The sequence below is a fragment of the Micromonospora sp. NPDC049580 genome (assembly GCF_040675595.1).
Lineage (GTDB): Bacteria > Actinomycetota > Actinomycetes > Mycobacteriales > Micromonosporaceae > Micromonospora.
Window position 1 is genome coordinate 25,389 of the sequence record NZ_JBFAPG010000002.1, and the last position, 25,086, is coordinate 50,474.

At 72.7% G+C, this 25,086-nt stretch carries 26 protein-coding genes; 17 read left to right on the forward strand and 9 right to left on the reverse strand.

Features of this window, described 5'->3' with window-relative positions:
• Positions 1 to 63: 63 nt before the first annotated feature.
• Positions 64 to 300: a hypothetical protein gene (locus AB0J68_RS00315; protein ID WP_354854783.1), complete on the forward strand. Its 237-nt coding sequence runs from the start codon at positions 64 to 66 to the stop codon at positions 298 to 300.
• A gap of 24 nt (positions 301 to 324) precedes the next feature.
• Here AB0J68_RS00315 and AB0J68_RS00320 read toward each other — a convergent pair whose 3' ends face one another.
• Complete coding sequence (locus AB0J68_RS00320; protein WP_363935159.1) at positions 325 to 2,808, reverse strand: helicase-associated domain-containing protein; 2,484 nt, start codon at positions 2,806 to 2,808, stop codon at positions 325 to 327.
• Positions 2,809 to 2,892: 84 nt separating this feature from the next.
• On the opposite strand from AB0J68_RS00320, the gene AB0J68_RS00325 reads away from it, so the two are divergent.
• On the forward strand, positions 2,893 to 3,516 hold the full coding sequence (locus AB0J68_RS00325; RefSeq protein WP_363935161.1) for an HAD family hydrolase: 624 nt from the start codon (positions 2,893 to 2,895) through the stop codon (positions 3,514 to 3,516).
• Positions 3,517 to 3,543: 27 nt separating this feature from the next.
• Positions 3,544 to 3,930: a cold-shock protein gene (locus AB0J68_RS00330; RefSeq protein ID WP_088986676.1), complete on the forward strand. Its 387-nt coding sequence runs from the start codon at positions 3,544 to 3,546 to the stop codon at positions 3,928 to 3,930.
• On the opposite strand, the gene AB0J68_RS00335 is transcribed toward AB0J68_RS00330, so the two are convergent.
• On the reverse strand, positions 3,891 to 4,721 hold the full coding sequence (locus AB0J68_RS00335) for a 1,4-dihydroxy-6-naphthoate synthase (RefSeq protein WP_355065533.1): 831 nt from the start codon (positions 4,719 to 4,721) through the stop codon (positions 3,891 to 3,893). The genes AB0J68_RS00330 and AB0J68_RS00335 overlap by 40 nt on opposite strands.
• 571 nt (positions 4,722 to 5,292) lie before the next feature.
• On the opposite strand from AB0J68_RS00335, the gene AB0J68_RS00340 reads away from it, so the two are divergent.
• A complete protein-coding gene (locus AB0J68_RS00340) occupies positions 5,293 to 6,120 on the forward strand; it encodes a GNAT family N-acetyltransferase (protein ID WP_363935163.1) in 828 nt (275 codons plus the stop codon).
• A gap of 13 nt (positions 6,121 to 6,133) precedes the next feature.
• Here the strand turns inward: AB0J68_RS00340 and AB0J68_RS00345 are convergent, their stop codons facing one another.
• Entirely contained in the window at positions 6,134 to 6,784 is a 651-nt protein-coding gene (locus AB0J68_RS00345) for a futalosine hydrolase (protein ID WP_363935165.1), read from the reverse strand.
• A complete protein-coding gene (locus AB0J68_RS00350; protein ID WP_363935167.1) occupies positions 6,781 to 8,394 on the reverse strand; it encodes an MFS transporter in 1,614 nt (537 codons plus the stop codon). Before AB0J68_RS00350 ends, AB0J68_RS00345 begins: the two co-directional genes overlap by 4 nt.
• On the opposite strand from AB0J68_RS00350, the gene AB0J68_RS00355 reads away from it, so the two are divergent.
• Positions 8,393 to 9,322 (forward strand): DUF3027 domain-containing protein, encoded by a 930-nt coding sequence (locus AB0J68_RS00355; RefSeq protein WP_363935168.1) that lies wholly within the window; start codon positions 8,393 to 8,395, stop codon positions 9,320 to 9,322. The two genes, AB0J68_RS00350 and AB0J68_RS00355, sit on opposite strands and share 2 nt — an antisense overlap.
• A 28-nt stretch (positions 9,323 to 9,350) precedes the next feature.
• On the opposite strand, the gene AB0J68_RS00360 is transcribed toward AB0J68_RS00355, so the two are convergent.
• On the reverse strand, positions 9,351 to 9,596 hold the full coding sequence (locus AB0J68_RS00360; RefSeq protein ID WP_354854797.1) for a DUF2530 domain-containing protein: 246 nt from the start codon (positions 9,594 to 9,596) through the stop codon (positions 9,351 to 9,353).
• An 89-nt stretch (positions 9,597 to 9,685) separates the two neighbouring features.
• Between AB0J68_RS00360 and AB0J68_RS00365 the strand changes: the two genes are divergently transcribed.
• The 5 genes from AB0J68_RS00365 (at position 9,686) to thpR (ending at position 14,329) form a co-directional block, all read left to right on the forward strand.
• Positions 9,686 to 11,164: an NCS2 family permease gene (locus AB0J68_RS00365; protein ID WP_354854799.1), complete on the forward strand. Its 1,479-nt coding sequence runs from the start codon at positions 9,686 to 9,688 to the stop codon at positions 11,162 to 11,164.
• Between the two features lie 116 nt (positions 11,165 to 11,280).
• Entirely contained in the window at positions 11,281 to 11,730 is a 450-nt protein-coding gene (locus tag AB0J68_RS00370; protein WP_354854801.1) for a MarR family transcriptional regulator, read from the forward strand.
• Between the two features lie 73 nt (positions 11,731 to 11,803).
• The gene (locus tag AB0J68_RS00375) at positions 11,804 to 13,087 is read left to right on the forward strand and encodes an MFS transporter (protein WP_354854802.1); all 1,284 of its coding nucleotides are present in this window, start codon (positions 11,804 to 11,806) and stop codon (positions 13,085 to 13,087) included.
• Positions 13,088 to 13,224: 137 nt separating this feature from the next.
• Complete coding sequence (locus AB0J68_RS00380) at positions 13,225 to 13,734, forward strand: hypothetical protein (protein ID WP_354854804.1); 510 nt, start codon at positions 13,225 to 13,227, stop codon at positions 13,732 to 13,734.
• 13 nt (positions 13,735 to 13,747) lie between these two features.
• Positions 13,748 to 14,329, forward strand: a complete 582-nt coding sequence (gene thpR, locus AB0J68_RS00385; protein ID WP_354854806.1) for an RNA 2',3'-cyclic phosphodiesterase — start codon at positions 13,748 to 13,750, stop codon at positions 14,327 to 14,329.
• Positions 14,330 to 14,639: 310 nt separating this feature from the next.
• On the opposite strand, the gene sepH is transcribed toward thpR, so the two are convergent.
• The 3 genes from sepH to AB0J68_RS00400 form a co-directional block, all read right to left on the reverse strand.
• Positions 14,640 to 15,722: a septation protein SepH gene (gene sepH, locus AB0J68_RS00390; RefSeq protein WP_355065543.1), complete on the reverse strand. Its 1,083-nt coding sequence runs from the start codon at positions 15,720 to 15,722 to the stop codon at positions 14,640 to 14,642.
• A gap of 185 nt (positions 15,723 to 15,907) precedes the next feature.
• Complete coding sequence (gene serC / locus AB0J68_RS00395; protein WP_355134439.1) at positions 15,908 to 17,035, reverse strand: phosphoserine transaminase; 1,128 nt, start codon at positions 17,033 to 17,035, stop codon at positions 15,908 to 15,910.
• A gap of 200 nt (positions 17,036 to 17,235) precedes the next feature.
• On the reverse strand, positions 17,236 to 18,342 hold the full coding sequence (locus AB0J68_RS00400; RefSeq protein WP_354862774.1) for a citrate synthase 2: 1,107 nt from the start codon (positions 18,340 to 18,342) through the stop codon (positions 17,236 to 17,238).
• 193 nt (positions 18,343 to 18,535) lie between these two features.
• On the opposite strand from AB0J68_RS00400, the gene pdxH reads away from it, so the two are divergent.
• From pdxH to AB0J68_RS00435, 7 genes are all read left to right on the forward strand, one after another.
• Positions 18,536 to 19,252: a pyridoxamine 5'-phosphate oxidase gene (gene pdxH / locus AB0J68_RS00405; protein WP_363935173.1), complete on the forward strand. Its 717-nt coding sequence runs from the start codon at positions 18,536 to 18,538 to the stop codon at positions 19,250 to 19,252.
• Positions 19,249 to 20,547, forward strand: a complete 1,299-nt coding sequence (locus AB0J68_RS00410) for an MFS transporter (RefSeq protein ID WP_363935175.1) — start codon at positions 19,249 to 19,251, stop codon at positions 20,545 to 20,547. The genes pdxH and AB0J68_RS00410 overlap by 4 nt, the downstream gene beginning before the upstream one ends.
• Positions 20,548 to 20,565: 18 nt before the next feature.
• On the forward strand, positions 20,566 to 21,495 hold the full coding sequence (locus tag AB0J68_RS00415; RefSeq protein WP_363935177.1) for an aldose 1-epimerase family protein: 930 nt from the start codon (positions 20,566 to 20,568) through the stop codon (positions 21,493 to 21,495).
• A complete protein-coding gene (locus AB0J68_RS00420) occupies positions 21,495 to 22,097 on the forward strand; it encodes a nitroreductase family protein (RefSeq protein WP_363935178.1) in 603 nt (200 codons plus the stop codon). The genes AB0J68_RS00415 and AB0J68_RS00420 overlap by 1 nt, the downstream gene beginning before the upstream one ends.
• A gap of 188 nt (positions 22,098 to 22,285) precedes the next feature.
• Entirely contained in the window at positions 22,286 to 22,591 is a 306-nt protein-coding gene (locus tag AB0J68_RS00425) for a type II toxin-antitoxin system VapB family antitoxin (protein ID WP_354862783.1), read from the forward strand.
• Between the two features lie 34 nt (positions 22,592 to 22,625).
• Positions 22,626 to 23,786, forward strand: a complete 1,161-nt coding sequence (locus tag AB0J68_RS00430; RefSeq protein WP_363935179.1) for an acyl-CoA dehydrogenase family protein — start codon at positions 22,626 to 22,628, stop codon at positions 23,784 to 23,786.
• A 99-nt stretch (positions 23,787 to 23,885) separates the two neighbouring features.
• On the forward strand, positions 23,886 to 24,674 hold the full coding sequence (locus tag AB0J68_RS00435) for a DUF4230 domain-containing protein (RefSeq protein WP_354862786.1): 789 nt from the start codon (positions 23,886 to 23,888) through the stop codon (positions 24,672 to 24,674).
• A 188-nt stretch (positions 24,675 to 24,862) separates the two neighbouring features.
• Here AB0J68_RS00435 and AB0J68_RS00440 read toward each other — a convergent pair.
• Positions 24,863 to 25,086, reverse strand: a 224-nt coding sequence (locus AB0J68_RS00440) for a hypothetical protein (RefSeq protein ID WP_363935180.1), incomplete at its 5' end; no start/stop codon positions are given.

Here is a 25,086-nt window from a genome sequence, read left to right on the forward strand (position 1 = left end):
CACACCCGTCCCGGGAGTGACACTCTTGGGAGTCCAGGGCCGCACCGGGCGGGGAGGCTGGGCATGACGGTCGACCGTGACGTGATCGCAGAGCATGAACAGGCGCCACCCGACGAGGTGTCCCGCGTGACCGTGGTCGCGTACGCCCTCGCCGCGGCGCTCCTCGTCGGGTGGTTCCTCTTCGGCTGGCTGGTGCTGCGGCAGGGCTTCGTCGACTCGGTCGGTGAGTCCGCCGGCGCCGGCTTCGCACTGTTGCTTGTCGTCTCGGTGGTCGGCACCTTTCGGCGCAGCCGCCGCTGACCGAGCAGCGGCGGCGTCGCCCCGTCAGTCCGCCAGCACCGCCGCCGTGATCCGGTGCAGTGCGAAGGTGTGCAGCATCTCGGTCCGCTCGTCCTCGGCTCGCAGGTAGCCGGCACCGATCGAGACCGGCTTGACCAGCCGGGACGCGGTCGCCCCGTGCGCGTCGACATACCCGACCCAGACCAGCGCCTTGTCGCGGACCGCCTGCTGGAGCACGGCAAGGGCCTCGCTGTGCGTGTGCGCGGGCACCGGGCCTCCGCCCAGCCCTGCCGCCCCGCCCCGGACGACGGCCGGCGCCCGGCGGGCCGCCCGCGCCGCCGCGTCACCCCGGCGGATGTGCTCCACCACCCCGAGCAGCCGGGGCATCGGCAGCTTCGGGGCGGCCAGCGGGTCGAGCGTCCTGGTGGTCACCGCGACCCGCGCCGGAGCACGCCGGATCCGGGGACGGGACAGCATCGTGCCGCCCGTGCCGTCCTCCTGCACCGGCGCGTACCCGGCGTCCCGCAGCGCGCCCAACAGCCGGCTGACCTGGTACGGGGTGCTCAGCACCGTCGGCGCCAGCCGGCGCAGCGTCAACGACTCCAGCCGCCGGTCGGCCAGCACCTCGGTGAGCAGCGCCTCGTCGTCACTGCGCAGGTACGCCCCGGCCGACCCGACCCGCAGCCCACCGTGCTTACGGGCCACGTCGTCCACCAGGTAGCTGAGTCCCTGCGGCACCGGGGTACGCGACCGTCGCCGGAACAGCTCGTGCAGATCGTCGGCCGTGTAACCGGCGTCCAACGCCCTCCGCACGCTCGCCGTGGTGACCCGGTGCACACTCGCGCCGCCGGCCGACTCGGGTTCGGTCGTCGCTTCCAACTCGGCGGCCAGCGCCGGCTCGGGCGGCCCGGGCACCACCACGGTCAGGTCGGCCTGCACCAGGAAGTGGTCGACCGGGGCGGGTAGCAGCGCGTCCAACGCCCGCGCGGCACTGGACGGATCGCCGCTCTCCGCGTCCGCGTGCAACCCCAGGGGGTCGCCGCCCGGCTCGTCGGCCGACGTCAGCTCGCCCAGCAACAACCGCCCGTACGAGGTGAGCGCCCCCAGGCCGGTCACGCCGAGCTGCGCCGCCTCGGCCAGCACCTCCCGGTGGGCGGCCTCCCGACCCCGGCTGCGCCGGGGCGCCCGCCAGTCCAGCAGGGCCTGCACCTCCTCCGGGGTGGGCGCGGTCGCCGGCTCCAGGTCGGCGAGCATCCCGAGCACCGCCCGCCGGGTGGCCGGTGCGCCGGCCCGCTCGGCCTCGGCGGACAGCGCGGTGATCGGCCGGTCCCGGTCGTCCCGCCGACCGACCAGGCCGACCTGCCGGGTCATCGTCAACCAGGCGCGGGCCAGGTGCTCCCACCGCTGGGCCAGTGAGGCGGCCCGCCACACCTCGTACCCGCCGGTCGGCAGCACCTGCTGATCCGCGCCGTATCGGCCGGTGGTCGAACCGGGCATCTCCAGCTCACCGGCGAGCCCCGCCGCGTACGCCACCTCCAGCAGCAGCGCGGTGGTCGGCTCGTCCAGGCCGGCGGTACGCGCCAGCCGGCGCAGGTCCCGGACGCCGATGCCGCCGGAGCGCAGCACCGGCGCGGGTTCGGCGGCGAGCTGCTCCAACAGCCCTTCGGTGTGCCGGACCACCTCCATGGTCTGCCCGGCGCCGGCCGAGTCGACCGCCTTGGGCTCGCGGGGCGCGGTGGCCACCGGCGGCGGGCTGGTGCGCATCGGCCCGAGCGGGCCACTGTCGCGGCGCAGCAGCAGCCCCACCTCGCGGGGCAGCTCGACCGTGCCGCTGGCCGTCGACGAGCCGGCCGAGACGGCGACCAGCAGCCGGTTGTCGACCAGCCAGCGCACCGGCGAGCCGGTCGGCGCGCCACCGTTGGTCGGGTCGGCGAGGACGGCGTCCTGCGTGCCGATCGGCGGTGCCTGCAACGCGCCCGGGGGCACGCTGCCCACGGGTGGTCCGGCCGCCAACCGGTCCAGGATCGCCCGGGCCGACGGGGGCGCGGCGAGCAGTGTCCGGCGCAGTTTCGCCGGGTCCGCGCAGAGCGCGGCCGTGCGCGGGTCCAGCTCCGCGGCGGGTCGGCCGAGCCCAGCGGGGTACGGGGAGACCTCGTCGACGGCGGGCACCACGTGCAGGGCGTGCTCGGGGCCGTACAGCAGGAAGAGCGCCCTCAGCCGGCCGAGGGCGGCCCGGACGGCCGTCGGTGCCGGCGGGTGCGGCCCGGTGGTCGCCATGGCGAGCACGGCGTCGGTGGCCGTGGTGCCCTCGTCCGGATGCCGGGTGAGCCGGGCGGCGTCGAGGATCTGGAGGGTGAACTGGTCCAAACCGTCCAGGGCGCGGGCCACCGAGACCCGGGACTGGGCGCGGATGGCCAGGGCGGAGACGTCTGCCGGCACGGGCACGACGAGGTCCGGCCGGAGCTGGAGGAGCGCGGCCAGCGACTCGTCGGGCAGCGACCGCAGGTGGTCGGCGAGTGAGGTGGTCATCGTCTTTCCACGCTAGCCCGGGGTGGGGCAGTCGCGCCCCTCGGACGTCCGGGCGGTCAAAGGTCGCCGGGTACGTTTCTCGACATGCCCGCGCTGACCGTCGGATTCGATCTCGACATGACCCTGGTTGACTCCCGCCCCGGCATCGCCGCGGCCTACCGGGCGCTGACCGCCAGGACGGGCGTACCGGTGGACGCCGACCTGGCCGTGTCCCGGCTCGGCCCGCCGCTGCGCACCGAGATCGCGCAATGGTTCCCGCCGGAGCAGGTCGAGTCGGCCGTGCAGGCGTACCGGGAGCTGTATCCGGCGTACGCCATCACACCGACGGTGCCGCTGCCCGGCGCGCGGGAGGCGATCGACGCGATCCGTGCCCGGGGCGGAAGGGTGCTCGTCGTCACGTCCAAGATCGGCCGACTGGCCCGGTTGCACCTGGATCACCTCGGCCTCGTGGTGGACGAGCTGGCGGGTGACCTGTTCGCCGAGCAGAAGGCGACCGCGCTGCGGGAGCACGGCGCGACCCACTACGTCGGTGACCATGTGGCGGACATGGTGGCGGCGGGCGTGGCAGGGGTGCCGGGAATCGCTGTCGCGACCGGGCCGTGCTCCCCGGATGAGCTGCGTGCGGCGGGGGCGAGCGTGGTGCTGGACGATCTCACCGGATTCCCAGCGGCGCTCGACGGCATGATCCAGCTAGCCTGGGAGCAGTAGCGGCTCAAGTGAAGCAGGGGTTTTCAGGTGCCTACGGGTCGAGTGAAGTGGTACGACACGGCCAAGGGATACGGCTTCGTCACCAGTGATGAGGGCGGCGACGTGTTTCTGCCCAAGGGTGCTCTGCCGGCGGGCGTCACCGACCTCAAGGGTGGTCAGCGGGTCGACTTCAGCGTCGTGGACAGCCGCCGGGGCGCGCAGGCCATGGGCGTCAAGCTGCTGGACGCGCCGCCGTCGATGGCGGAGCTGCGACGTCGGCCGGCCGAGGAGCTGCACGGCCTCGTCGAGGACATGATCAAGGTGCTGGAGGCGAAGGTGCAGCCGGACCTGCGCCGGGGCCGGTACCCGGACAAGAAGACCGCGCAGAAGATCGCTCAGCTGGTCCACGCGGTGGCGCGCGAGCTGGAGGTCTGAGGCACCAGGCCGGCGGTGGCGGCGCGGTCGAGGAGCGCCGTCACCGCAGCGAAGCCGGCCTCGCCCAGGTCGGCGGTGAACTCGTTGACGTAGAGGCCGATGTGCCGGTCCACCACGTCGAGTTCCATCTCCTGGGCGTGCGCGAGCACGTACTCCCGGCTGGCCGCCGGATCCGCCCAGGCCTGCCGGACGGATTCGCGAATCCATCCGGCCGCTGCCACCGGGTCCACCGCGCCGCGCCGGGCCAGGATCGCGCCGAGCGGGATGGGCAGCCCGGTGTCGGCTTCCCACCACTCGCCGAGGTCGACGAGCGCGGTCAGCCCGTGCCGGTGGTAGGTGAACCGGGCCTCGTGGATGACCAACCCAGCGTCGTAGCGACCAGCCGCGACGCCCGGCATGATCTCGTGGAACGGCACCACCTCGATCCGGGCCGGCGACTGCCCGGCCGACCAGAGCCGGAACAGCAGGTACGCGGTCGTCCGATCACCGGGCACCGCCACCGTGGCGCCGGTCAGGTCGGCGCGGTCGCCCCTGGTGAGAACCAGCGGCCCGCACCCGCGGCCGAGCGCGCCCCCGCAGGGCAGCAGGTGGTAGTCGTCGAGCAGCCAGGGCAGCGCCGCGTAGCTCACCTTCACCAGGTCGAACGCACCCCGCTCGGCCGCCGTGTTGGTGACGTCCACGTCGGCGTACGTCACCTCGACCGGCGGCGCACCGGGCACCCGCCCGTGCACCAGGGCGTCGAAGACGAACGTGTCGTTGGGGCAGGGCGAGATCGCCAGGGAGAGCGCCACGCCCTCACGTTAGCCCCGCCCCCGGCCAACAGCTCGCGCACACCCCGCCCACTGTGATCCACGACGGCCGGCCCGCCCCGCCCGGAGCCAGCCTCCCAGCCCCCTCGGCGTTCCGGCCTCCCGGCCTTCCGGCGTTCCGGCCTCCCGGCCTTCCGGCCTTCCGGCCTCCCGGCCTTCCGGCCTCCCGGCCTTCCGGCCTCCCGGCCTCCCCGCGGCCTCCGGCGGGGGTGTCCGGTCGGGCTCGGCGGGGGTGCTCCCGTTAGCGCAGGCGGGGTGCCCGGTAGGGCTCGGGGGGTGGGTGAGGTCACGTCGCGCCCTGTAGAGCTGCCCCAGATATGGGGCGAGGTCAGCGCCCCCGGCGAGCGGTGGCGGCGGTGGCGTGGCCGTGAGCGGGCACCGAGGGGCGATCCTGGTGGCGGTGTCCCGCCCCATGCAGCCGCCCCATTCATGGGGCAGCTCGACAGGGCCCGACCGAGGGGATACCCACAGCGGCGGTGACGTTTTCCACACGGTTATCCACAGGCGGAGGGGGCCTGTTGACGACGCTCGCCGAGCAGAAAACCATGAGCGGGTGGCAGCCGGAGGGGATGCGATCGATGTGGGCGGCGCGCTGCGTGATCTTCGTCGACGTGCCGATCTGAGCCAGCGGGAGTTGGCCGAGCGGTCCGGGGTCCCGAAGAGCACGCTGGCACGCATCGAGGCCGGCCAGGGTGGCGGGCCCGCCTTTCGAACGGTGGCGCGGCTGGTCGCGGCCGCGGGCGGCGAGCTCGCGCTCCGCTTACCCGGGGACGGCGACGGGTCCGCGGGCGGCGGACTGCTGGGCATGCCGGCCGACGAGCCACGGGACGAGGCTGACCGCCGGTACCCCGCCCACCTCGACGTCCGCCGGGTCCGAACCCTCAAAGACTGGCCGGGCGCCTGGTGGGTGCACTCGTACACGCTCCCGGAGAAGTTGTGGCCGGTGAAGGTTCCGGAGTTGACCTACGACCTGGATCGGGCGCGGCGGGACAGGCGGCGGTGGCGGTCGGAGGCGCGTGCGCAGATGATCTTCCGGCGGGTATCCGACGGGCTGCCCGCCACGTCCTGGCGGTTCCTCGCGGAGGTGCCCGGCGGCGGGCCGGTCGGTGAGCTGCGGGCTCATGAGCGGAGCGTCGATCTGCTCCTCGGCGAGGATCTGGACGACCGGCGTGAGTTGGTGCTGGAAGGTGTGGTCGTCGCTCCGGGCCTGCGGGCGCTTGGCGTCGGGCGGCGGCTAGTCGAGCTGTTGGCGGAGGAGATGACACGTGCGGGCATTCGCGCCGCCCGCGCGGTCGCCGAGTTCGGCAACGTCGAGTTCCTTCTCGCCTGTGGGTTCGAGCTGCAGGCGAGCAGGCCGTCGGCGCTGATGCTCGAGGTGTGACGAGTGCCCGTGGTCAGCGCAGCGCCGGAGCTGCCGCGGTCAGCGCGGTGAGGGCCTCGCGCAGCCGCCAGGCCTCGCGGTCACGGGGGCCGATGGGGTTGGAGATGGTGCGCAGCTCGACGAAGGGCACCCCGGCCTGCGCGGCGGCGACCGCGACCCCGTACCCCTCCATGGCCTCGGCGACCGCCTCCGGATGCCGGCGGCGCAGCTCGTCGGTGCTGGCGGCGGTGCCGGTGACCGTGCTGACGGTGAGCACCGGGCCGGTCGTCGCCGACGGCAGGACCGCCCGGAGTGCCGCGAGCAGGCCCGGGTCCGCGGGCACCACGCTGCCTCCGCCGAGCAACGCGGGTGGCATGCCCAGTTCGTCGACAGGGATGAAACCGTCGGGTGACTCGGCGCCCAGGTCGGCGGCGATGCTGGCGGTGCCGAGCACCGTGTCGCCGACCGCGGCCCGCCCGATGAAGCCGCCGGCCACGCCGGCGCTGACCACCGCGCGGTACGGGCGACCGGCAGCCTCGGCCAGGGCCAGCAGCCGTGCGGTGGCGGCACCCGCGACCGCCGGGCCCACCCCGATCGGGGCGACGGTGACGCTGGCGTCGGTCAGCCCGGCCCGTACGGCGTCCGCCTCGGCCGGCACCGCCGTCACCACCAGCAGGCCGGTCACGAGAGCGAGCCGGGGGATTCCCGGCGGGTCTCGTCGTCCGCTCCGCCGCCCGGGCCGCCGACTGCCGAGGAGGGGCGGTAGATGTGGTAGCCCGGCGGTGCCAGCCCCGGCTCGTCGTGCTGCGGCGAGTTGGCCTGGTTTGGAGCCGGCGAGGTGGGGGCGACGTCCGCGGGCTGGGCAACCGGCTCGTCCTCGGCCGGCTCGTCCTCGGCCAGTTCGTCGTCACCCAGCGGCCGGCCGGCGAGCTTCTCGGCGCGCAGCCGGGCGGCGACCACCACCCCCCGGACGGCGGCCAGGATGCCCACGCCGGCGGCGACCGCGATGCCGGTGCGGCCGTCGAACGGGACCAGTCCGAGCCCACCGCCGACCACGAAGGCGAGCATCAGCACCGTCTCGGAGTGCGCGAAGGAACTGGCCCGCAGCCGTTCCGGGATGCGCTCCTGGATCGAGGCGTCCACGGCGAGTTTGGCCACCCCGCTGACCAGCGCGGTGACCAGACAGAGCAGGGCCACCATCGACAGCGAGAACTGGATGACGGCGAGCACCGCCACCCCCGCCACGATGATCATGCTGCTGGACTGGATGGCGGTCGGCCGGTGGATGCGCAACCGGGTGCCGACGGCGGTCGCCAGGAAGCTGCCGACGGCCAGCGCGCCGCCGATCAGGCCGAGCGCCCACTCCGCGCCCAGGTCCCGGCCGAACACGGCGGTGGTCAGGTCACCCTTCTTGATGGCGAAGGCGAGGAACAACAGCAGGAAGCCGTACACCGCGCGTAGCGTCGCGGCGCCGATCAGGGTGGCGATCACCAGCCGCCCGGCGGGTCGGCCCCGGCCCAGCGGCCGGTCTTCGCGGCGGCCCAGCGCGCGCAGCGCGCGGGGGACCCGCTCCGGTGGCTCCGAGTCCGCCTTCGGTGGCAGCCGCAGGGAGATCACCATGCCGATCAGGAAGATCACCGACGCGACGCGCAGCGGCCACTGCGGCCCGAACCAGAAGGCCGCCAACCCGATCGGGGCCACGAGCGCCCCCGCCACCGTGCCGTAGACGCTGGCCCGTGCGCCCACCTGGGAGAGGCCCAGCCCTTCCGGCAGCAGCCGGGGCACCGCCGCAGACCGTGCCACGCCGTAGGCACGCGACAGCGCGAGCACACCGAACGCGGCCGGATAGAGCCCGAAGCCGTGGATGTAGTCGGAGATCAGCCAGGCCAGGAACGCCCGGCCGAGCATGGTCGCGGCCAGCGCGTACCGCCGGCCGTGCCGGAAGTGGTCCAGCAGCGGGCCCACCACGGGGGCGAGCATCGCGAACGGCACCATGGTCACCAGCAGGTAGAGCGCGACCTTGCTGCGGGCCTCGCCGAGCGGCACGTTGAAGAAGATCGTCCCGGCCAGGCCGATGGCGATCAGTGTGTCGCCCGCGCAGGAGACGGCGTGCAGATCGAACAGGCGGACCATGCCGACCTCGCCGCCGGCGCCCCGCGTCCGGGCCCGACCGGCCCGGCGGGTCACCCAGCGGCCGCTGCCCACCGAACCACGCAGGAGCAGGCGGACGGCCCGAATGCCGGTGCCGACGGTCCGCCCGAGGACGGATCGCCCGGAGCGGGAGTACGGCGGCATGTGCACCATCCTCGCCCATCTGATCCAGGTACGCCGCACCACTGCGGTGAAAGGTTCCCCGGGAGTCCCTGTCACCTCTGCGGGGAGCATGGGGAACAATGGTCGGGTGACCAGGCCCGCCTCCACCCGTGCCGCCCGTCTCGACCAGGTCTGCGCCGCCGCCGTCGAGGTGGCCCGCGCTGGCATCACCGAGGTGGACGCCGACGATGTCGGCGACCACCTGCAGGTCGTGGCCGAGGGTGAACGGCTGGTCACCCACTACTTCGAATGCCGCCTCGCCGGCTACCGCGGCTGGCGGTGGGCGGTCACCGTCACCCGCGTTCCGCGCAGCCGCACGGTGACCATCTGCGAGACCGTGCTGCTGCCCGGCCCGGACGCGCTGCTCGCGCCCGGCTGGCTGCCCTGGCAGGAGCGGCTCAAGCCGGGTGACCTCGGCCCGGGTGACCTGCTGCCGACCTCCCCGGAGGACGAGCGGCTGGCCCCCGGTTATCTGCTCTCCGACGACCCGGCGGTCGAGGAGACGGCCTGGGAGCTTGGTCTCGGTCGGGCCCGGGTGCTCTCCCGGGAGGGTCGCGCCGACGCGGCGCAGCGCTGGTACGACGGCGACCACGGCCCCACGGCGGCCATCTCCGTCGCCGCCCCGGCCGCCGCCCGCTGCGGCACCTGCGGCTTCTACCTGCCGCTGGCCGGTGCGATGCGGCAGGCCTTCGGCGCGTGCGGCAACTTCTACGCCCCGGACGACGGCCGGGTGGTCAGCGCCGAGCATGGTTGCGGCGCCCACTCCGAGACGCTGATCGAGGCCGCCGAGACCGCGGTGGAGGACCTTCCGACGGTGTACGACGACAGCGCGGTGGAGGCCATGTCGGTCAGCCGTGCCCCGGGTTCGGTGGAGGCAGCCGAGCCGGCGGAGCCGTACGGGCACCCCTGAGCGTTCGCTCCAGCGCGGCCGGGTGCCGTCAGCTCGCGCGGCGGCGGCGTCGGTTGGCGTCGTGACGCATCATCACGGCGAGGCCGGGGAACCCCCACAGGAAACCGGCCAGGCAGGTCCAGAGCCAGTTCTCGTGGTCGTGCTCGGTCAGCCAGCCCCGGAAGAAGACCAGCAATACCAGCCCGACGACCGCCCATGCGATCAGCCCGGCGACGGCGAACGGCACCATCGGTGGGTCCAGCGGCGCGGGACGCGGTGGCTGGTCGTTCGGCATCGGGCAAGCGTACGCGATCCGCTTCCCCTGCCCGTCGGTGATCTGGGACGATGCGCGCGACAACTGGAAGATCACCTGCGAGGACCCTGATGGCAGTAGCGCCGCCCGAGAACGGCACACCTCCCGACCCCGCTCACCCGCGTAACGGCTTCGACCGGTTCTTCGAGATCTCCGCCCGCGGCTCGACGTTGAGCCGTGAGGTACGCGGTGGCCTGGCGACCTTCTTCACGATGGCGTACATCGTGGTGCTCAATCCGTTGATCCTGGGCGGTGCCGTCGACGGTGACGGCAAGTCCCTCCCGATTCCGGCGCTGGCCGCGGCGACCGCGCTGGTCGCCGGCCTGATGACCATCCTGATGGGTGTGGTCGGCCGGTTCCCGCTGGCGCTCGCCGCCGGTCTGGGCGTCAACGCCCTGGTGGCGTACGAGATCGCCCCCGAGATGACCTGGGCCGACGCGATGGGCCTGGTGGTGATCGAGGGTGTGCTCATCGCCGTGCTGGTGCTCACCGGCCTGCGTACCGCGGTGTTCCGCGCGGTGCCCACGCAGATGAAGACGGCCATCGGCGTCGGCATCGGCCTCTTCCTGACCATCATCGGCCTGGTGGACGCCGGCTTCGTCCGGCGGATCCCGGACGTCGCGAACACCACCGTGCCGGTCGGCCTGGGCATCGGCGGCAAGCTGGTGAGCTGGCCGCTGCTGGTCTTCGTGGTGGGCCTGCTGCTCACGTTGGTGCTCGTGGTGCGCCGGGTGAAGGGCGCGATCCTGATCGGGATCCTGACCTCCACCGTGCTGGCGGTCATCGTCGAGGCGGTCGCCAACATCGGCCCGTCGTTCGTCGACGGGAAGCCCAACCCGAAGGGCTGGGCACTGAACGTGCCGGAGCTGCCCAAGACGGTGGTGGACGTGCCGGACCTGTCGCTGCTCGGCAAGTTCAACGTGCTCGACTCGTGGGGCCGGGCCGGCTGGGTGGTCGTGCTGATGTTCGTCTTCACCCTGTTGATCACGGACTTCTTCGACACCATGGGCACGATGGTGGCGGTCGGTCAGGAGGGTGGCCTGCTCGACGAGCGGGGCACCCCGCCGAAGGCCAAGGAGATCCTGCTGGTCGACTCGATCGCGGCGGCGGCCGGTGGTGCGGCCAGCACCTCCAGCAACACGTCGTACATCGAGAGTGCCGCCGGTGTCGGGGAGGGCGCCCGGACCGGCGTGGCCAGCCTGGTCACCGGCGTCCTCTTCCTGCTGGCGATGTTCCTGGCGCCGCTGGTGGTGATCGTGCCGTTCGAGGCGGCGTCGACGGCCCTGGTGGTGGTCGGCTTCCTGATGATGACCGCGGTACGGACGATCGACTGGTCCGACTACGAGATCGCCATCCCGGCGTTCCTCACCATCGTGCTGATGCCGTTCACCTACTCGATCTCCAACGGGATCGGCGCCGGTCTGATCACCTTCGTGGTCGTCAAGCTGGCGAAGGGTAAGGCCCGGGAGATCCACCCGCTGCTGTACGGGGTGGCCGCGCTCTTCGTGCTGTACTTCCTGCGCGGGCCCATCGAGTCGTTGGTCCTCTGACGCGTCGTCCGGGCGGGGAGTCGAGGGTGATTCCCCGCCCGGAACAGCACGAACATCCTCGTGAGCCTGGTCATAACGGATGTCGTTAGCCAGGCTCATTAGTTAAGCTAACTAACGTGACGGAGCGGACGGTGACGGCGGAACGCGTGCCACCGGCGCAGCTGGCTCCCCAGTTGCGAGATGCGATCACCCGACTCAACCGGCGGGTCCGACGGGCCCGGCCGGTCGGCGACCTCACGGTCACCCAGGTCTCCGCGCTCACCAGCCTGCGGCTGGCGGGCGCGATGACGCCCCGGGAACTGGCCGATGTCGAACGGGTGCAGCCACCGACGATGACCAAGATCGTCGCGAAGTTGGAGGACCGCGGCCTCGTGCAGCGGACCCCCCATCCGACCGACGGTCGCCAGGTCATCCTCGCGGCGACCGAAGGAGGGCAGGCCGTGCTCGACCAGTTCGAGCGGGCCCGCGACGAATGGCTGGCCCACCGGCTGGCCGCGCTCGACGAGGACCAACGGGAGACCCTGCACAGGGCCGCCGAGATTCTCCAGCAGCTCGCTCGCGCCTGAGCCCGCGCGCGCCACTTCCGGCCGTGCCGTCACCTGTCGATGACGCGTACGTCCTTGAGGAGGCGCACCGAGAGTGCAGGCCAAGCTGAGCACGATGTTCCAGTCCCTACAGGTTCGCAACTACCGGCTCTTCGCATCCGGGCAGCTGATCAAGCTGATCGGCGTCTGGATGATGTTCATCGCCCAGGACTGGCTCGTCCTCGAGCTCTCCGACAACTCGGCCACCGCCCTCGGCGTGGTCACCGCGCTCCAGTTCACCCCGGTGCTGCTGCTCACCCTGCTCTCCGGCCGGCTCGCCGACCGGTACGACAAGCGGGTGCTGCTCTTCGCCGCCAACGCCTTCTGGACGGTGCTGGCGCTCGGGATGTCCCTGCTGGTGCTGACCGATCTGGTGCAGCTCTGGCACGTCTTCGCGTTCGCCGCGCTGCTCGGCACGGCCAACGCCGTGGAGACCCCGGTCCGCCAGGCGTTCGTCTCCGAACTGGTCGGCACGCCGCTGCTGCCCAACGCCCTGTCGCTGAACGCCGCCGTGTTCAACTCCGCCCGGATCATCGGCCCGGCGGTCGCCGGTCTGGCCATCGCCGCCTTCGACGTGGGCCCGGTCTTCCTCTTCACCGCCCTCAGCTCCATCGCGCCGCTGGTCAACGTGGTCCGCATGCGGACGGCCGACCTGCACCGCGACGCCCTGCTGCCGCGCGACGAGCGGGCGTCCGCGAAGGTCGTCGACGGGCTGCGGTACGTGTGGCGCCGGCCGGACCTGCTGTTGCCGATGGCGGTCATGTCGGTGATCGGCATGTCGCTGTTCAACTTCCAGCTCACCCTCGCCGCGCTGGCCAAGACGGTCTTCCACACCGGCGCGGCCTCCTTCGGCCTGTTCAGCACCGCGCTGGCCGTCGGCGCGCTGGGCGGGGCGCTCAGCGGCACCGGCCGGCGCAGCCGCCCGTCGGTCTGGCTGGTGCTCGGCGCCGCGATCGGCTGCGCCAGCTTCGGCACCCTGGTCGGCTTCGCGTCGACGTACTGGCTGGTCGTGGCGCTGCTCGTGCCCACCGGCTTCTTCATGGTCTTCTTCGCCCAGGCCGCCAACCAGCGCGTCCAGCTCGGGGTGGACGCCGCCTTCCGGGGCCGGGTGATGGCCCTGTGGGTGCTGGTGTTCCTGGGCACCAACCCGGTCGGCGCACCGCTGATCGGCTGGGTCGCCGAGCACTTCGGCGCCGGCGCGAGCATCTGGATGGGCGGGCTGATCTCGCTGGCCACCGCGCTGATCGCGCTCACCTGGCAACTGCGCCGCTCTGGTGCGCGACTGCGCTTCCGGGTGCTGCCCATGCCCCGCTTCTACGTCACCTCCACCGACTGCTGAGCTACGCGAAGGGCCCTTTCCGGTCGGAACGGGCCCTTCGTGCACGCTCGGAGAACACGGCGAAGTCCCGATCGGCGGATAGCGCGGATGCGGCCAAATCGCTGGCGAGGTGGCACGACGGGGCTTAGCGTCGATATGTGGGAGTCGAACGCGCGCTGATGCTTGCCCTGGCGTTCCTCGCCGTGGCCAGCCTCCCGGCGGCGTTCGCCCTGCTCTTCTGCGCCGACGAGATCATCGACCGGGTGGTCTGCGCCTGGTCCGAGTGGCGCGAGCGCCGGCGGGAGCGACGCACCATCGCCCGCCTCGACCGGGCCATCGAAGCCGACGCGCTGACCCGCGACATCGACCTCAGCGAGTTCGACCGCACCGACCGTCGCCCATTGGAACAGCTCGCCGCCGACCTGCGTCGCCTCGGCGGTCAGCGGCTCGGCGGCACCGGCCGGTCGATGGTCTGGCACGGCGCGGTGGTCCAGGCGTACGACGACCGGCTCCGGCTGGCCTGCCGCGCCCTCGGGATCACCGAACACCTCACCGAGTTGACCGGCGTCGACCAGGAGATCGAACGGGTACGGGTGGAGGGCGTCCTGCACGCTGCCGGTCTGACCCTGCCGGCGGCCCGGGCCGGGCACCGGCAACGGCACCGCTGAACGGTCCAACAGTTTGCGGCTCTTCGTCGCGGTCTATCCGCCCGTCGGGGCGGTCAGCCATCTCGGCGCGCAGATCGCGCGGCTGCGGGTCGGCGCGGCGGCGGCCGCCGGTGTCCGGGTGCGGCTTGCCGACCCGGCGGACCTGCACATCACCCTGGCGTTCCTCGGTGACGTCGAGGCCGCCCGGCTGGTCGACGTGGTGAGTGCGCTCGGGCTCGCCGCCGACCGGTTCCGCGATGCCCGGGACGCCCCGCCCCGGCTGCTTTTGGGTGGCGGTGGCGTGTTCGGCGACGGTCGCCGCACGGTGCTCTGGGTGGACGCCCGGGGCGATGTCGAGGCGCTGCACGAGCTGGCCCAGCTCGTCCGGGAGCGGCTACGCGTGGCCGGGTTGCCGTACGACGAGAAGCCGTTTCGGCCGCACCTGACCGTCGCCCGGCCCGGTGACCGGGTGGAGTTGGCTGCCGTCGAGGCCGACAGGGTGACCCTGGACGACTACGCGGGCCCGGAGTGGCCGGCGACGGGGTTGCTGCTGATGCGGAGCCACCTCGGGTCGGCACGCCCGCGTTACGAGCGGCTCGCCGCCTGGCCGCTCTGATTCGTCGAGCCGGCTTGAACGGCATCGGCCGGCAACGTCGTGCGCCTGAGCTTGCCCTGGCTAGACGAGTAATGCCTAACCTCGCTGGGGCGGTGGGCGCAGCCGGCTGCCGACGGTCACCCTCGGTCACCTCCATGGAGGCGGATGCGGTGGTAAGCGGTATACCTCAGAGTCATATTCATACCTCTGAGGTATACCGCTCACCAGCACATCGACACGGCGGGCACTTCGGAGCGCCGATCTCGGGGTATCAAGCGCAGGGGACACCGCGACATCGGCGATCTCGGGAGTGGACCGTGGACGTCGAGCGTCAGGAGGACTCGCGGGCGGCCGGACCGCTGCCGAAAAGCACGTCGTCCCAGCTCGGCAGGCGCTTGCGCGGCTTGCCGTTGGCGTCGGTGGACTCGCCACCGGCCGCCGCGGCGGCCGTACCGGTCCGGCGGGGCCGCAGCACCGCCAGCGACGGAACGGCCGGGACCTCCTTGGGCGCGTCCGAGTCGTCGTCGAAGGCCGAGCCCTGGCCACCGCCGAGCAGCGCGGCAGCGCCGCCGCCGACCGGCCGCTGCCGGGGCGCGTCCGACCCGGCCAGAGCGGCCGGGGTACGCGGCTCAAGGCCGCGACCCGACGAGCCGCCGAGCGGACGGTCCAGTGAAGCGAGCAGCGCGTCCCGGCCGGCCCGAATCGGATCCCGACCAGGGCGCGGGTGTTCGGACGCGGCCGGCAGCCCGTGCCCACCACGGCTCGGCTCGCCACGCGACGGACCAGGCAGGGCGTGCCCGCCCCGCTCCGGCGCCGGCTCCTGGCCGAGGATCGGCGTGGGCCGCTCGGCGCACAGGTACTGCGCCATGTCGTCGTGCGGGGTAACCACCTGCCGGGCCTTGTCCATGTCCCAGATGGCCTGCGCGGTGGCCTTGCCGGACGGCCAGGTGGCGATGATCCGCCAGGTGCCGTCGTCGCGCCGGTACGCGTCCCAGGAGATCTTCTCGGTGTCGATGCCGTGCTGGCTCAGTCGGCCGTTGACCACCTCGGCGAGCGGGGTGGGCTTCTCCGCGCCCTTGAGTCGGGTGCGACGGGCGTGCTGGGCGAGCATCGCCCGTTCCTGGAGCACCGGGCCGGCGTAGCGCAGCACGCGGTCGACCGGCACCCCGGCGATCCGGGCGACGTCCTCGGCAGACTCACCGGAGCGGATGCGGGCCTGGATGTCCCGGGGAGACAGTGAGGGAGTCGGGTCGACGGTGCTCGGTGCCACCGCGAGCGGCGGGGCACCCGGCTCGGGGTGCATCACGCCGGCGATGCGTTCGTCGATCGGCAGGGCGAGGAGTCGCCCGACCTCGTCGGCGAGCACCAGCGCCTGGCCGTCCTCGGAAAGGGCGACGAAGCGTACTGGGCGCATAGCGTTGCCTCCGTCCCGCTTCGCTGGCCGCACGCCACGAGTCGGCCACCCAGGCGTCTCGGACCACCGTACGCGCATCTGTCTCGGGGTGGGGGAAGCGACACCCCGCATGTCGCGACTGAGCTGCGGCGATGATCACGGTGGGTGTCCATCGAGGCCCCGACGGACACCCACCGTGACGATGCTCAGAGGCGCTCGACGACGTAGTCGATCGACGCGGTCAGCGCCTCGACATCAGCCGGCTCGACGGCCGGGAACAGCGCCACCCGCAACTGGTTGCGGCCGAGCTTGCGGTACGGCTCGGTGTCGACGATGCCGTTGGCGCGCAGCGCCTTGGCGATCGCGGTGGCGTCCACCCCGTCGGCGAAGTCGATGGTCGCGACCACGTTGGACCGCAGCGCCGGGTCGGTGACGAACGGGGTGGCCACCGTGGACCGCTCCGCCCAGCCGTACACCGTCGCGGCGCTCTCCGCCGTGCGCTTGGCCGCCCAGGCCAGACCGCCCTGCGCGTTCATCCAGTCGGTCTGCTCGGCCGCGAGGAAGATGGTGGCCAGCGCCGGGGTGTTGTACGTCTGCTCCAGCCGCGAGTTGTCGATCGCGGTCACCAGGTCCAGGAAGGCCGGGATGTAACGCCCCGACGCCTTGATCTCGGCGGCCCGGTCCAACGCGGCCGGCGACATCAGGGCCAGCCAGAGGCCGCCGTCGGAGCCGAAGCACTTCTGCGGCGCGAAGTAGTAGACGTCGGTCTCGCCGACGTTGACCTCCAGGCCGCCCGCGCCCGAGGTGGCGTCGACCAGGAGCAGCGACCCCTCGTCCGCACCGGCGACCCGGTTGATCGGCACGGCCACGCCGGTCGAGGTCTCGTTGTGCGGCGTCGCGTACACGTCCACGCCGGCCTCGGCGACCAGGGTCGGCGCGCTGCCCGCCGCGGCCTTGCGGACGGTCGGCTCACCCAGGAACGGAGCGTCGGAGACCGACTTGGCGAACTTCGCGCCGAACTCGCCGAAGCTGGCGAACTGCGCACGGTCGCGGACGAGGCCGAAGGTGGCGACCTCCCAGAACGCGGTGGTGCCGCCGTTGCCGATCACGACCTCGTAGCCCTCGGGCAGCGAGAAGAACTCGGCGATGCCGGAGCGCAGTCGGGCCACCTGGTCGCGGACCGTTTTCTGCCGGTGCGACGTGCCCAGGTAGCTGGTCGCCACCTCGGCGAGCGCGGACACGGCCGCCGGACGGACCTTGGACGGGCCGCAGCCGAAACGTCCGTCGGCGGGCTTGATCTCGTCGGGAATCCGGATGATCGGTGCGTCAGCCACGGTACTGAAGATCCTTCCGCAAGGGCGAGGGCGGGCCCGGCGACACTGCCGGCCCTCATCCTCGCACCCGGGGCGGATGGCGACCGCCGCGGTCCCGACGGCCGGTCTGAGTCCTTCACCACATCGAGCGGCCCACGAGGTCGACAGCGGTCGAAAAAGGGCCCCCGCACCACGGCTGGTGCGGGGGCCCTTCGGGCAGCTCAGACGCCGTGCGGGATGGCGGCCCAGCCCTCGACGTCGGACGGCTTGCGGGTGTTCGGGCCGACGTAGCGGGCGGACGGGCGGACCAGCCGCTGCAGACGCTTCTGCTCCAGGATGTGCGCGCTCCAGCCGCCCATCCGGGCGCAGGTGAACATCGAGGTGAACATGTGCGCCGGCACCTCGGCGAAGTCCAGCACCACGGCCGACCAGAACTCGACGTTGGTGGCCAGCACCCGGTCCGGGCGGCGGGCCTGAAGCTCGGCGAGGGCGGCCTTCTCCAGCGCCTCGGCGATCTCGAAGCGCGGTGCGCCCAGCTCCTTGGCGGTGCGCCGGAGCACGCGGGCGCGCGGGTCCTCGGCACGGTAGACCCGGTGGCCGAAGCCCATCAGCCGCTCGCCGCGGTCCAGGACACCCTTGACGTAGCCCTCCGCGTCGCCGCTGCGCTCCACAGCCTCCAGCATGCTGAGCACGCGGGACGGTGCGCCGCCGTGCAGCGGCCCGGAGAGGGCGCCGATGCCCGACGAGATGCAGGCCGCGGCGTCGGCCCCGGTGGAGGCGACGATGCGCGCGGTGAAGGTGGAGGCGTTCAGGCCGTGCTCGGCGGCCGAGATGAAGTACGCGTCGACGGCCTTGACGTGCCGCGGGTCCGGCTCACCCCGCCAGCGCTTCATGAACCGCTCGACGATGGTCTGCGCCTTGTCGATCTCCTTCTGCGGCACCGCCGGCAGGCCGAGGCCGCGGGCGGACTGCGCGACGAAGGAGAGCGCGGTCACCGACACCCGGGCGAGGTCCTCACGGGCCTGCTCGTCGGAGATGTCCAACAGCTGGCTGAGCCCCCAGTACGGCGCCAGCATCGCGACCGCCGACTGCACGTCGACCCGGATGTCGCCGGAGTGCACCGGCACCGGGAACGGCTCCGCCGGCGGCAGGCCCGGCCCGAACCGGCCGTCGACCAGCAGCGCCCACACGTTGCCGAACGAGACCTGGCCGATCAGATCCTCGATGTCGACCCCGCGATAGCGCAGCGCGCCACCCTCGCGGTCGGGTTCGGCGATCTCGGTCTCGAAGGCTACGACGCCCTCCAGACCGGGTTTGAAATCGGCCATGTCGCTCTCCTGGATCTGGTCGGTGCGCCTGATCAGCTGAGCCGGCCCGGTCGGCCGAGCGCCTTAGGCGACCCTCAGGGATGTGTTCGGAACATCTTGCCTGCTGCGTAACCGGATATGCGACCCGCTGCGACTGTGCTGCACACGACATCTGAGGACGCGCATTCTCCGCGCCACTCGGTGAGACTGGGCGATGCGGACTGGCCAGCGCGGAAGGGTGCATGTCGGGCCGCCGAGAAGGAGTGGGGACGTGACGGGCGACACACCCGCCCCGGCCGCGATGCGTAACGAGTACGCCGCGGACCTGGGCCTGACCGAAGCTGACCTGGCCGCCGACTGGCACCGCCAGTTCGACAGCTGGTTCGCCGACGCGGTGGCCTTCGGGCTGCCCGAGCCGAACGCCATGGTGGTGGGCACCGCCGACGCCGCCGGCCGGCCCAGCGGCCGGACGGTGCTGCTCAAGGGGTACGACCCCGAGGGCTTCGTCTTCTTCACCAACCACCTCTCGCGCAAGGGCGTCGAGGCGTCCGCCAACCCGTACGCCAGCCTGGTCTTTCCGTGGTTTCCCATGCAGCGGCAGGTGGTGGTCGCCGGGTCGATCGCCCCGGTCGAGCGGGCGGTGACCGAGTCGTACTTCGCGAGCCGGCCACGCGGCTCGCAGCTGGGCGCCTGGGCCAGCCCGCAGTCGCAGGTGGTGCCGGACCGGGCCACGCTGGAGGACCGCTATCGGGAGGTGACCGAGCGGTTCGCCGATGCGGCAGTCATCCCGCCCCCGCCGCACTGGGGTGGTCTGCGCGTCCGGCCGGACTCGGTGGAGTTCTGGCAGGGGCGGGCGGGTCGGCTGCACGACCGCCTGCGGTTCCGTCGCGTCGACGGAAGCGACTGGATCGTCGAGCGGCTGGCGCCGTGACGGGTGTGCAGGAGGCCCGGCCGCGCGGAGCGCGCCGCTGGGCGATCGACGTCCGTCCGCTGCGGGTTCCGGCGTACCGGCGATTGTGGCTCGGCAACACCGTGGCGATGTTCGGCTTCCAGTTCACCGCCGTGGCGGTGCCGGTGGAGATGTACGCCCTGACCCGGGACTCGTTCTGGGTCGGTCTGCTGGGTGTGGCTGCCTTCGTACCCCTGCTGGTCTTCGGGCTCTGGGGTGGCGCGGTCGCCGACGCCCGCGACCGCCGTGCGGTGCTGCTCGGCGGCTCATTGTTGCTCTGGGCATCCACCCTCGGGTTGCTGGTCCAGGCGCTGCTGAACGTGGGCAGCCCGGTGCTGTTGCTGGCGTTGATGGCGGTGCAGTCGGTGGCCTTCGCGATCACCTCGCCGGCCCGCAGCGCCATGCTGCCCCGGCTGGTGCCGGACGACCTGGTGGCGTCCGCCACCACCCTGAACTACACGACCTTCACCGCCGCCTCGGTCGCCGGCCCGCTCGCGGCCGGTCTGATCCTCTCCGCCTCGCCGGACACCACGGTGGTGCTGCCGATCGCGTACGGGTTGGACGCGGTGCTGTTCACCGCCATGCTCTGGGCCGCGCTGCGCCTGCCCTCGCTCCCGCCCGAGCCGACCGCCGACGGCCAGGCCCGACGTGCCGGCCTGGCCAGTGTGATCGACGGATTCCGGTACCTCGCCACCACGCCGGTGCTGCTGCTCTCCTTCGGCGTCGACCTGATCGCGATGATCCTGGCCATGCCGAGGGCGCTGTTCCCGGAGATCGCCCAGGAGCGGTTCGGCGGCGGTGGCGCGGTCGGCCTGCTCTACAGCGCCATCGCGATCGGCTCGATGATCGGCGGGCTGACCTCCGGCTGGATCGGTCGCCTCCGCCGGCAGGGGGTCGGCCTGGTGGTCGCGGTGGTCGGCTGGGGCCTGGCGATCGCCGCGGCCGGGTTGGCCCACCAGCTCTGGCTGATGGTCGTGCTGCTCGCCGTGGCCGGCGCCGCCGACCTGGTCAGCGCCGTACTGCGCCAGTCCATGCTGCTGGTGTACGCGCCGGACCGGATGCGCGGTCGGCTCCAGGGCGTCAACACGGTGGTGGTGGCCGGCGGTCCGCGCCTGGGTGACCTGCGGGCCGGCACCATGGCCGCCGGGTTCGGCGGCGGGGTGGCCTGGGTCGCCGGTGGGCTCGCCTCGGCGGTGCTCGTGGTGGTGCTCGCGGTCGCCTTCCCGGCGCTGCTGCGCTACCGGGCGACGACGGCGTCGAGCGGCGACCGGCCGTGACCGGTTAGGGTCGCCGACATGGAAAGCCCCGACCAGCGCCCCTTCTCCGGCGCACAGTGGACCATCGCCGCCGCGGGCCACGAGGCAGTCATCGTGGAGGTGGGCGGCGGGCTGCGGACGTACCGGCACGAGGGTGTCGACCTGGTCGACGGGTACCAGACCGACGAGGTGTGCCCCGGCTGCGCCGGGCAGGTGCTCGCGCCCTGGCCGAACCGGATCCGCGACGGTCGCTACCCGTTCGCGGACCGGACGCACCAGCTCGCGCTGACCGAGCCGGAGCGGCACGTCGCCATCCACGGGCTGGTCAACTGGGTGCCGTGGCGGCTGCTGGAGCAGTCCGCGGATGCGGTGACGGTCGGCTACGACCTGCCGCCGCAGCCCGGCTACCCGTGGCCGCTGCGACTGGTCAGCCGGTGGAGCGTCGGCGCGGACGGTCTGCGCGCCGAGCACGAGGTGACCAACATCGGCGCCGAGGTGGCCCCGTTCGGCTTCTCGGTGCACCCGTACCTGCAACTGCCGGGTGTTGCGGTGGACGACCTGGTCATGCGGCTGCCGGCGCGTACCCGTGTGCTGGTGGACGGTCGGCTGCTCCCGGTCGGGGCGACCCCGGTGGCCGGCACCGAGTACGACTGGACCAGCCCGCGTCGGATCGGCGGCGTGGAGTTGGACCTCTGCTTCGGCGAGGTGGTCCGGGACGCCGACGGCGGTTCCTCGGTGAGCCTGGCCGCGCCGGACTCCTCGTCGGGGGTGAGCATCTGGGCGGACGCGGAGTTCGGCTGGTGGCAGGTGTTCACCGGGGACGCGCTCATCGGCGAGCGGCACCGGCGCTCGGTGGCGATCGAGCCGATGACCTGCCCGCCGGACGCGTTCCGCTCGGGCAAGGACCTGCTCACGCTCAAGCCCGGCACGACCTGGCGGGGTGCCTGGGGCATCCGTCCCGGGGCCTGATGGAGTTCGCCGAGGTCGTCCGCCGACGGCGGATGGTGCGCAACTACGACCCGGACCGTCCCGTCCCGCCCGACGTGGTGGATCGGCTGCTCGACCACGCCGTCCGCGCCCCCTCGGCCGGGTTCGCCCAGGGCTGGGGCTTCCTGGTGCTCCAGGAGCCGGCCGACCGGGAGCGGTTCTGGGCCGCCACCACGCCGGAGGGTGGCGGGCGGGAGCGCTGGCTGGCGGGGATGCGCAGGGCGCCGCTCATCGTGGTGCCGCACGCCAACGAGTCGGCCTACCTGCGGCGGTACGCCGAGCCGGACAAGGGTTGGACCGACCGGTCGACCGACCGCTGGCCGGTGCCCTACTGGTACGTGGACACCGGCTTCGCCGCGCTCCTGATGCTGCTCACCGCCGTGGACGAGGGGCTGGGGGCGTGCTTTTTCGGGATTCCGCCGCAGCGGCTGGGCGCGTACCGGGGCGCGTTCGGCGTGCCGGAGGAGTACCACCCCATCGGTGCCGTCACAATCGGTTACCGTGCGCCGGACCATCGGTCACCATCGCTGCGCCGAGGGCGGCGCGAAATGGACGAGGTGGTGCGGCGCGGGCGGTGGAGTTGAGTGGCGCGTCCCGTTCGTCGGAGTTGAGGATCGGGCGAGCGGTAGCGAAACTGACATCAGGGAGCAGAACGTCGCGTGCGCTGGACGGCTAGGCTGGCACGGTCATCGGTGCCGCGCCGCGCGGTGCCCGCCGCGGCCCGGCTCGGTGTCGTCGGTCGGCCCGGCCACGGGGAGGGGAGCGTGCCGTCGTGATCTTCAGAGCGGTCCGGGACGGGCGTCCCTATCCGGAGCACAACCTGACGCTCAAGCAGTGGGCGGAGATTCCGCCCCGTCCGCTGCGCCTGGACCAGTTGATCACCACCAAGCGCGAGCTGGCGCTCGACAAGCTCCTCGCCGAGGACTCGACCTTCTACGGCGACCTCTTTCCGCACGTGGTCCAGTGGAACGGTGGGCTCTACCTGGAGGACGGGCTGCACCGCGCCCTGCGTGCCGCCCTGCAACAGCGCAACCAGATCCACGCCCGCGTGCTGGTGCTCTCCGGGCCGATCGACTGAACGGCTTGAGCTGAGGCTTCGTTAAGGTGACGGCATGACTGCCCTCGATCTGCTCGACCTGGACCCGTCGCTCAGCGAGGAGGAGCGGCAGATCCGCGACGTCGTCCGCCAGCTCGTCGACGACCGGGTCCGCCCCCACGTCGCCGAGTGGTACGAGGAGGGTCGCGTGCCGGCCCGCGAGCTGGCCCGCGAGTTCGGCAAACTCGGTCTGCTCGGCATGCACCTGACCGGCTACGGCTGCGCCGGCGCCTCCGCCGTCGCGTACGGGCTGGCCTGCCAGGAGCTGGAGGCCGGTGACTCCGGGCTCCGCTCGCTGGTCTCGGTGCAGGGCTCACTGGCGATGTACGCCATCTGGCGCTACGGCAGCGAGGAGCAGAAGCAGCGCTGGCTGCCGGCGATGGCGACCGGCGAGGCGATCGGCTGCTTCGGCCTCACCGAACCCGACCACGGCTCCGACCCGGCGTCCATGACCACCCGGGCCCGCCGCGACGGCGACGACTGGGTGCTCACCGGCGCCAAGATGTGGATCACCAACGCGCCGATCGCCGACGTGGCCGTCATCTGGGCACGCACCGACGAGGGCGTCCGCGGTTTCGCCGTACCCATGGACACGCCCGGCGTCACGGCCCGCGAGATCGGCCGCAAGATGTCCCTGCGCGCGTCGGTGACCGGCGAGATCGTGCTCGACGACGTCCGGCTCCCCGGCGACGCCCAACTGCCCGAGGCGGTCGGGCTCAAGGCGCCGCTGAGCTGCCTGACCGAGGCCCGGTACGGCATCGTCTGGGGCTCACTCGGCGCGGCACGGGACTGCCTGGAGACCACCCTGGCGTACGCCACCAGCCGTACCCAGTTCGGTCGGCCGCTGGCCGGATTCCAACTCACCCAGGCCAAGCTCGCCGACATGGCCGTCGAACTGGTCAAGGGCCAACTGCTCGCGCTGCACCTCGGCCGGCTCGCCGACGGCGGCCGGCTCCGCCCCGAGCAGGTCAGCGTGGGCAAGCTGAACAACGTGCGGGAGGCCCTGGCCATCGCCCGGCAGTGCCGCACCATCCTCGGCGCCAACGGCGTCTCCGGGGAGTACCCGGTGATGCGGCACGCGAACAACCTGGAGAGCGTCCTGACGTACGAGGGCACGTCCGAGATCCACCAGCTCGTCGTCGGGCAGCGGCTCACCGGGCTCTCCGCGTTCGCCTGACCTGCCCGTTTACGCATTCCGGCCGCTCGCCGCGCGGCTGTCGTACCGGGGCCGTACCGTCATTGACAGACGACGTGTCTGACGAGGACGGTGAGTGTGATGGCCCGCGACGCTGGCATCAACGAGCCCACGAGGGAGTTCCCCGGTTACCCGACCGGCGACGACCTCAAGGAGCGCTCGGCCGCGACACCCGACCCGACTCCGGGCGGGCCGGGTGGCACCGATGGTCCTCCGGCCGGCGGGGGTGGGGGTGCGGCCCGTGGGCTGCTCCTCCTGCTCGGTGCCGCCGCGCTGGCCGTGGTGGTGCTGCTCGGCGTGCAGGCGACCGGCTTCCTGCCCGATTTCCGTAACCCGTTCACCAAGGAGCAGACCGACCGCAGCCAGCCGCCGCTGCTGAAGTCGATCCAGGATCTCAGCCGCTACGTGGCCGCCGAAGGCAACTTCCAAGTCGTGGTCGACACCCAGAACGACCGGCGCAACGTCCCGGACTTCCTGCTCAACGAACGCACCCTGTTCGTCGGGGCCGGCAGCGTCGAGGCGTACGTCGACTTCACCAAGATCGGTGAGGGTGCGATCGTGCAGTCCGCCGACGGCAAGTCGGTCGAGATCAAGCTGCCCGCGCCGCAGCTCGGCGAGACCAACCTCGACATGGAGAAGAGCTACGTCTTCGCCGAGCAGCGCGGCCTGCTCAACCGGCTCGGCGACCTGGTCGGCAACGACCCCAACCGGCAGCAGCAGGTCTACCAACTGGCCGAGGAACGGATCACCGCCGCCGCCCGGGACAGCGGGCTCTCCGCCCGCGCCGAGGAGAACACCCGCAAGATGCTGCAGGGGCTGCTGCGCTCGCTGGGCTACCAGCAGGTCACGGTCACCTACACGGCCCCCTGACGCTCGACGCTTCGGCAGTAGGTCGCTGCGGCGCTCGGACGCCCCGGCACCTCCGTGCTCGGTGATCCGGCCCCTCGGCGCCTGGCGGTCCGGCATCTCCACGCTCGGGGCTTCGGTGCCGGAATCCGGTGCCCGGCGCTCCAAAACTGCAGCCGCGCCCGCCCCGACCACCGTCGGGGCGGGCGTTTTCACTGGCCCGCCGCCCGCCGCCCGCCGCCTGCTGCTCGCCGCCCGCTGCCTGGCGCCTGGCGCCTGGCGCCTGACGCCTGGAGCCCGCCGCCTGGTGCTCGCCGCTCGCCGCTCGCCGCCTGCTGCTTGCCGCTCGCCGCCTGCTGCTTGCCGCTCGCCGCCTGCTGCTTGCCGCTCGCCGCCTGCTGCTTGCCGCTCGCCGCCTGCTGCTTGCCGCTCGCCG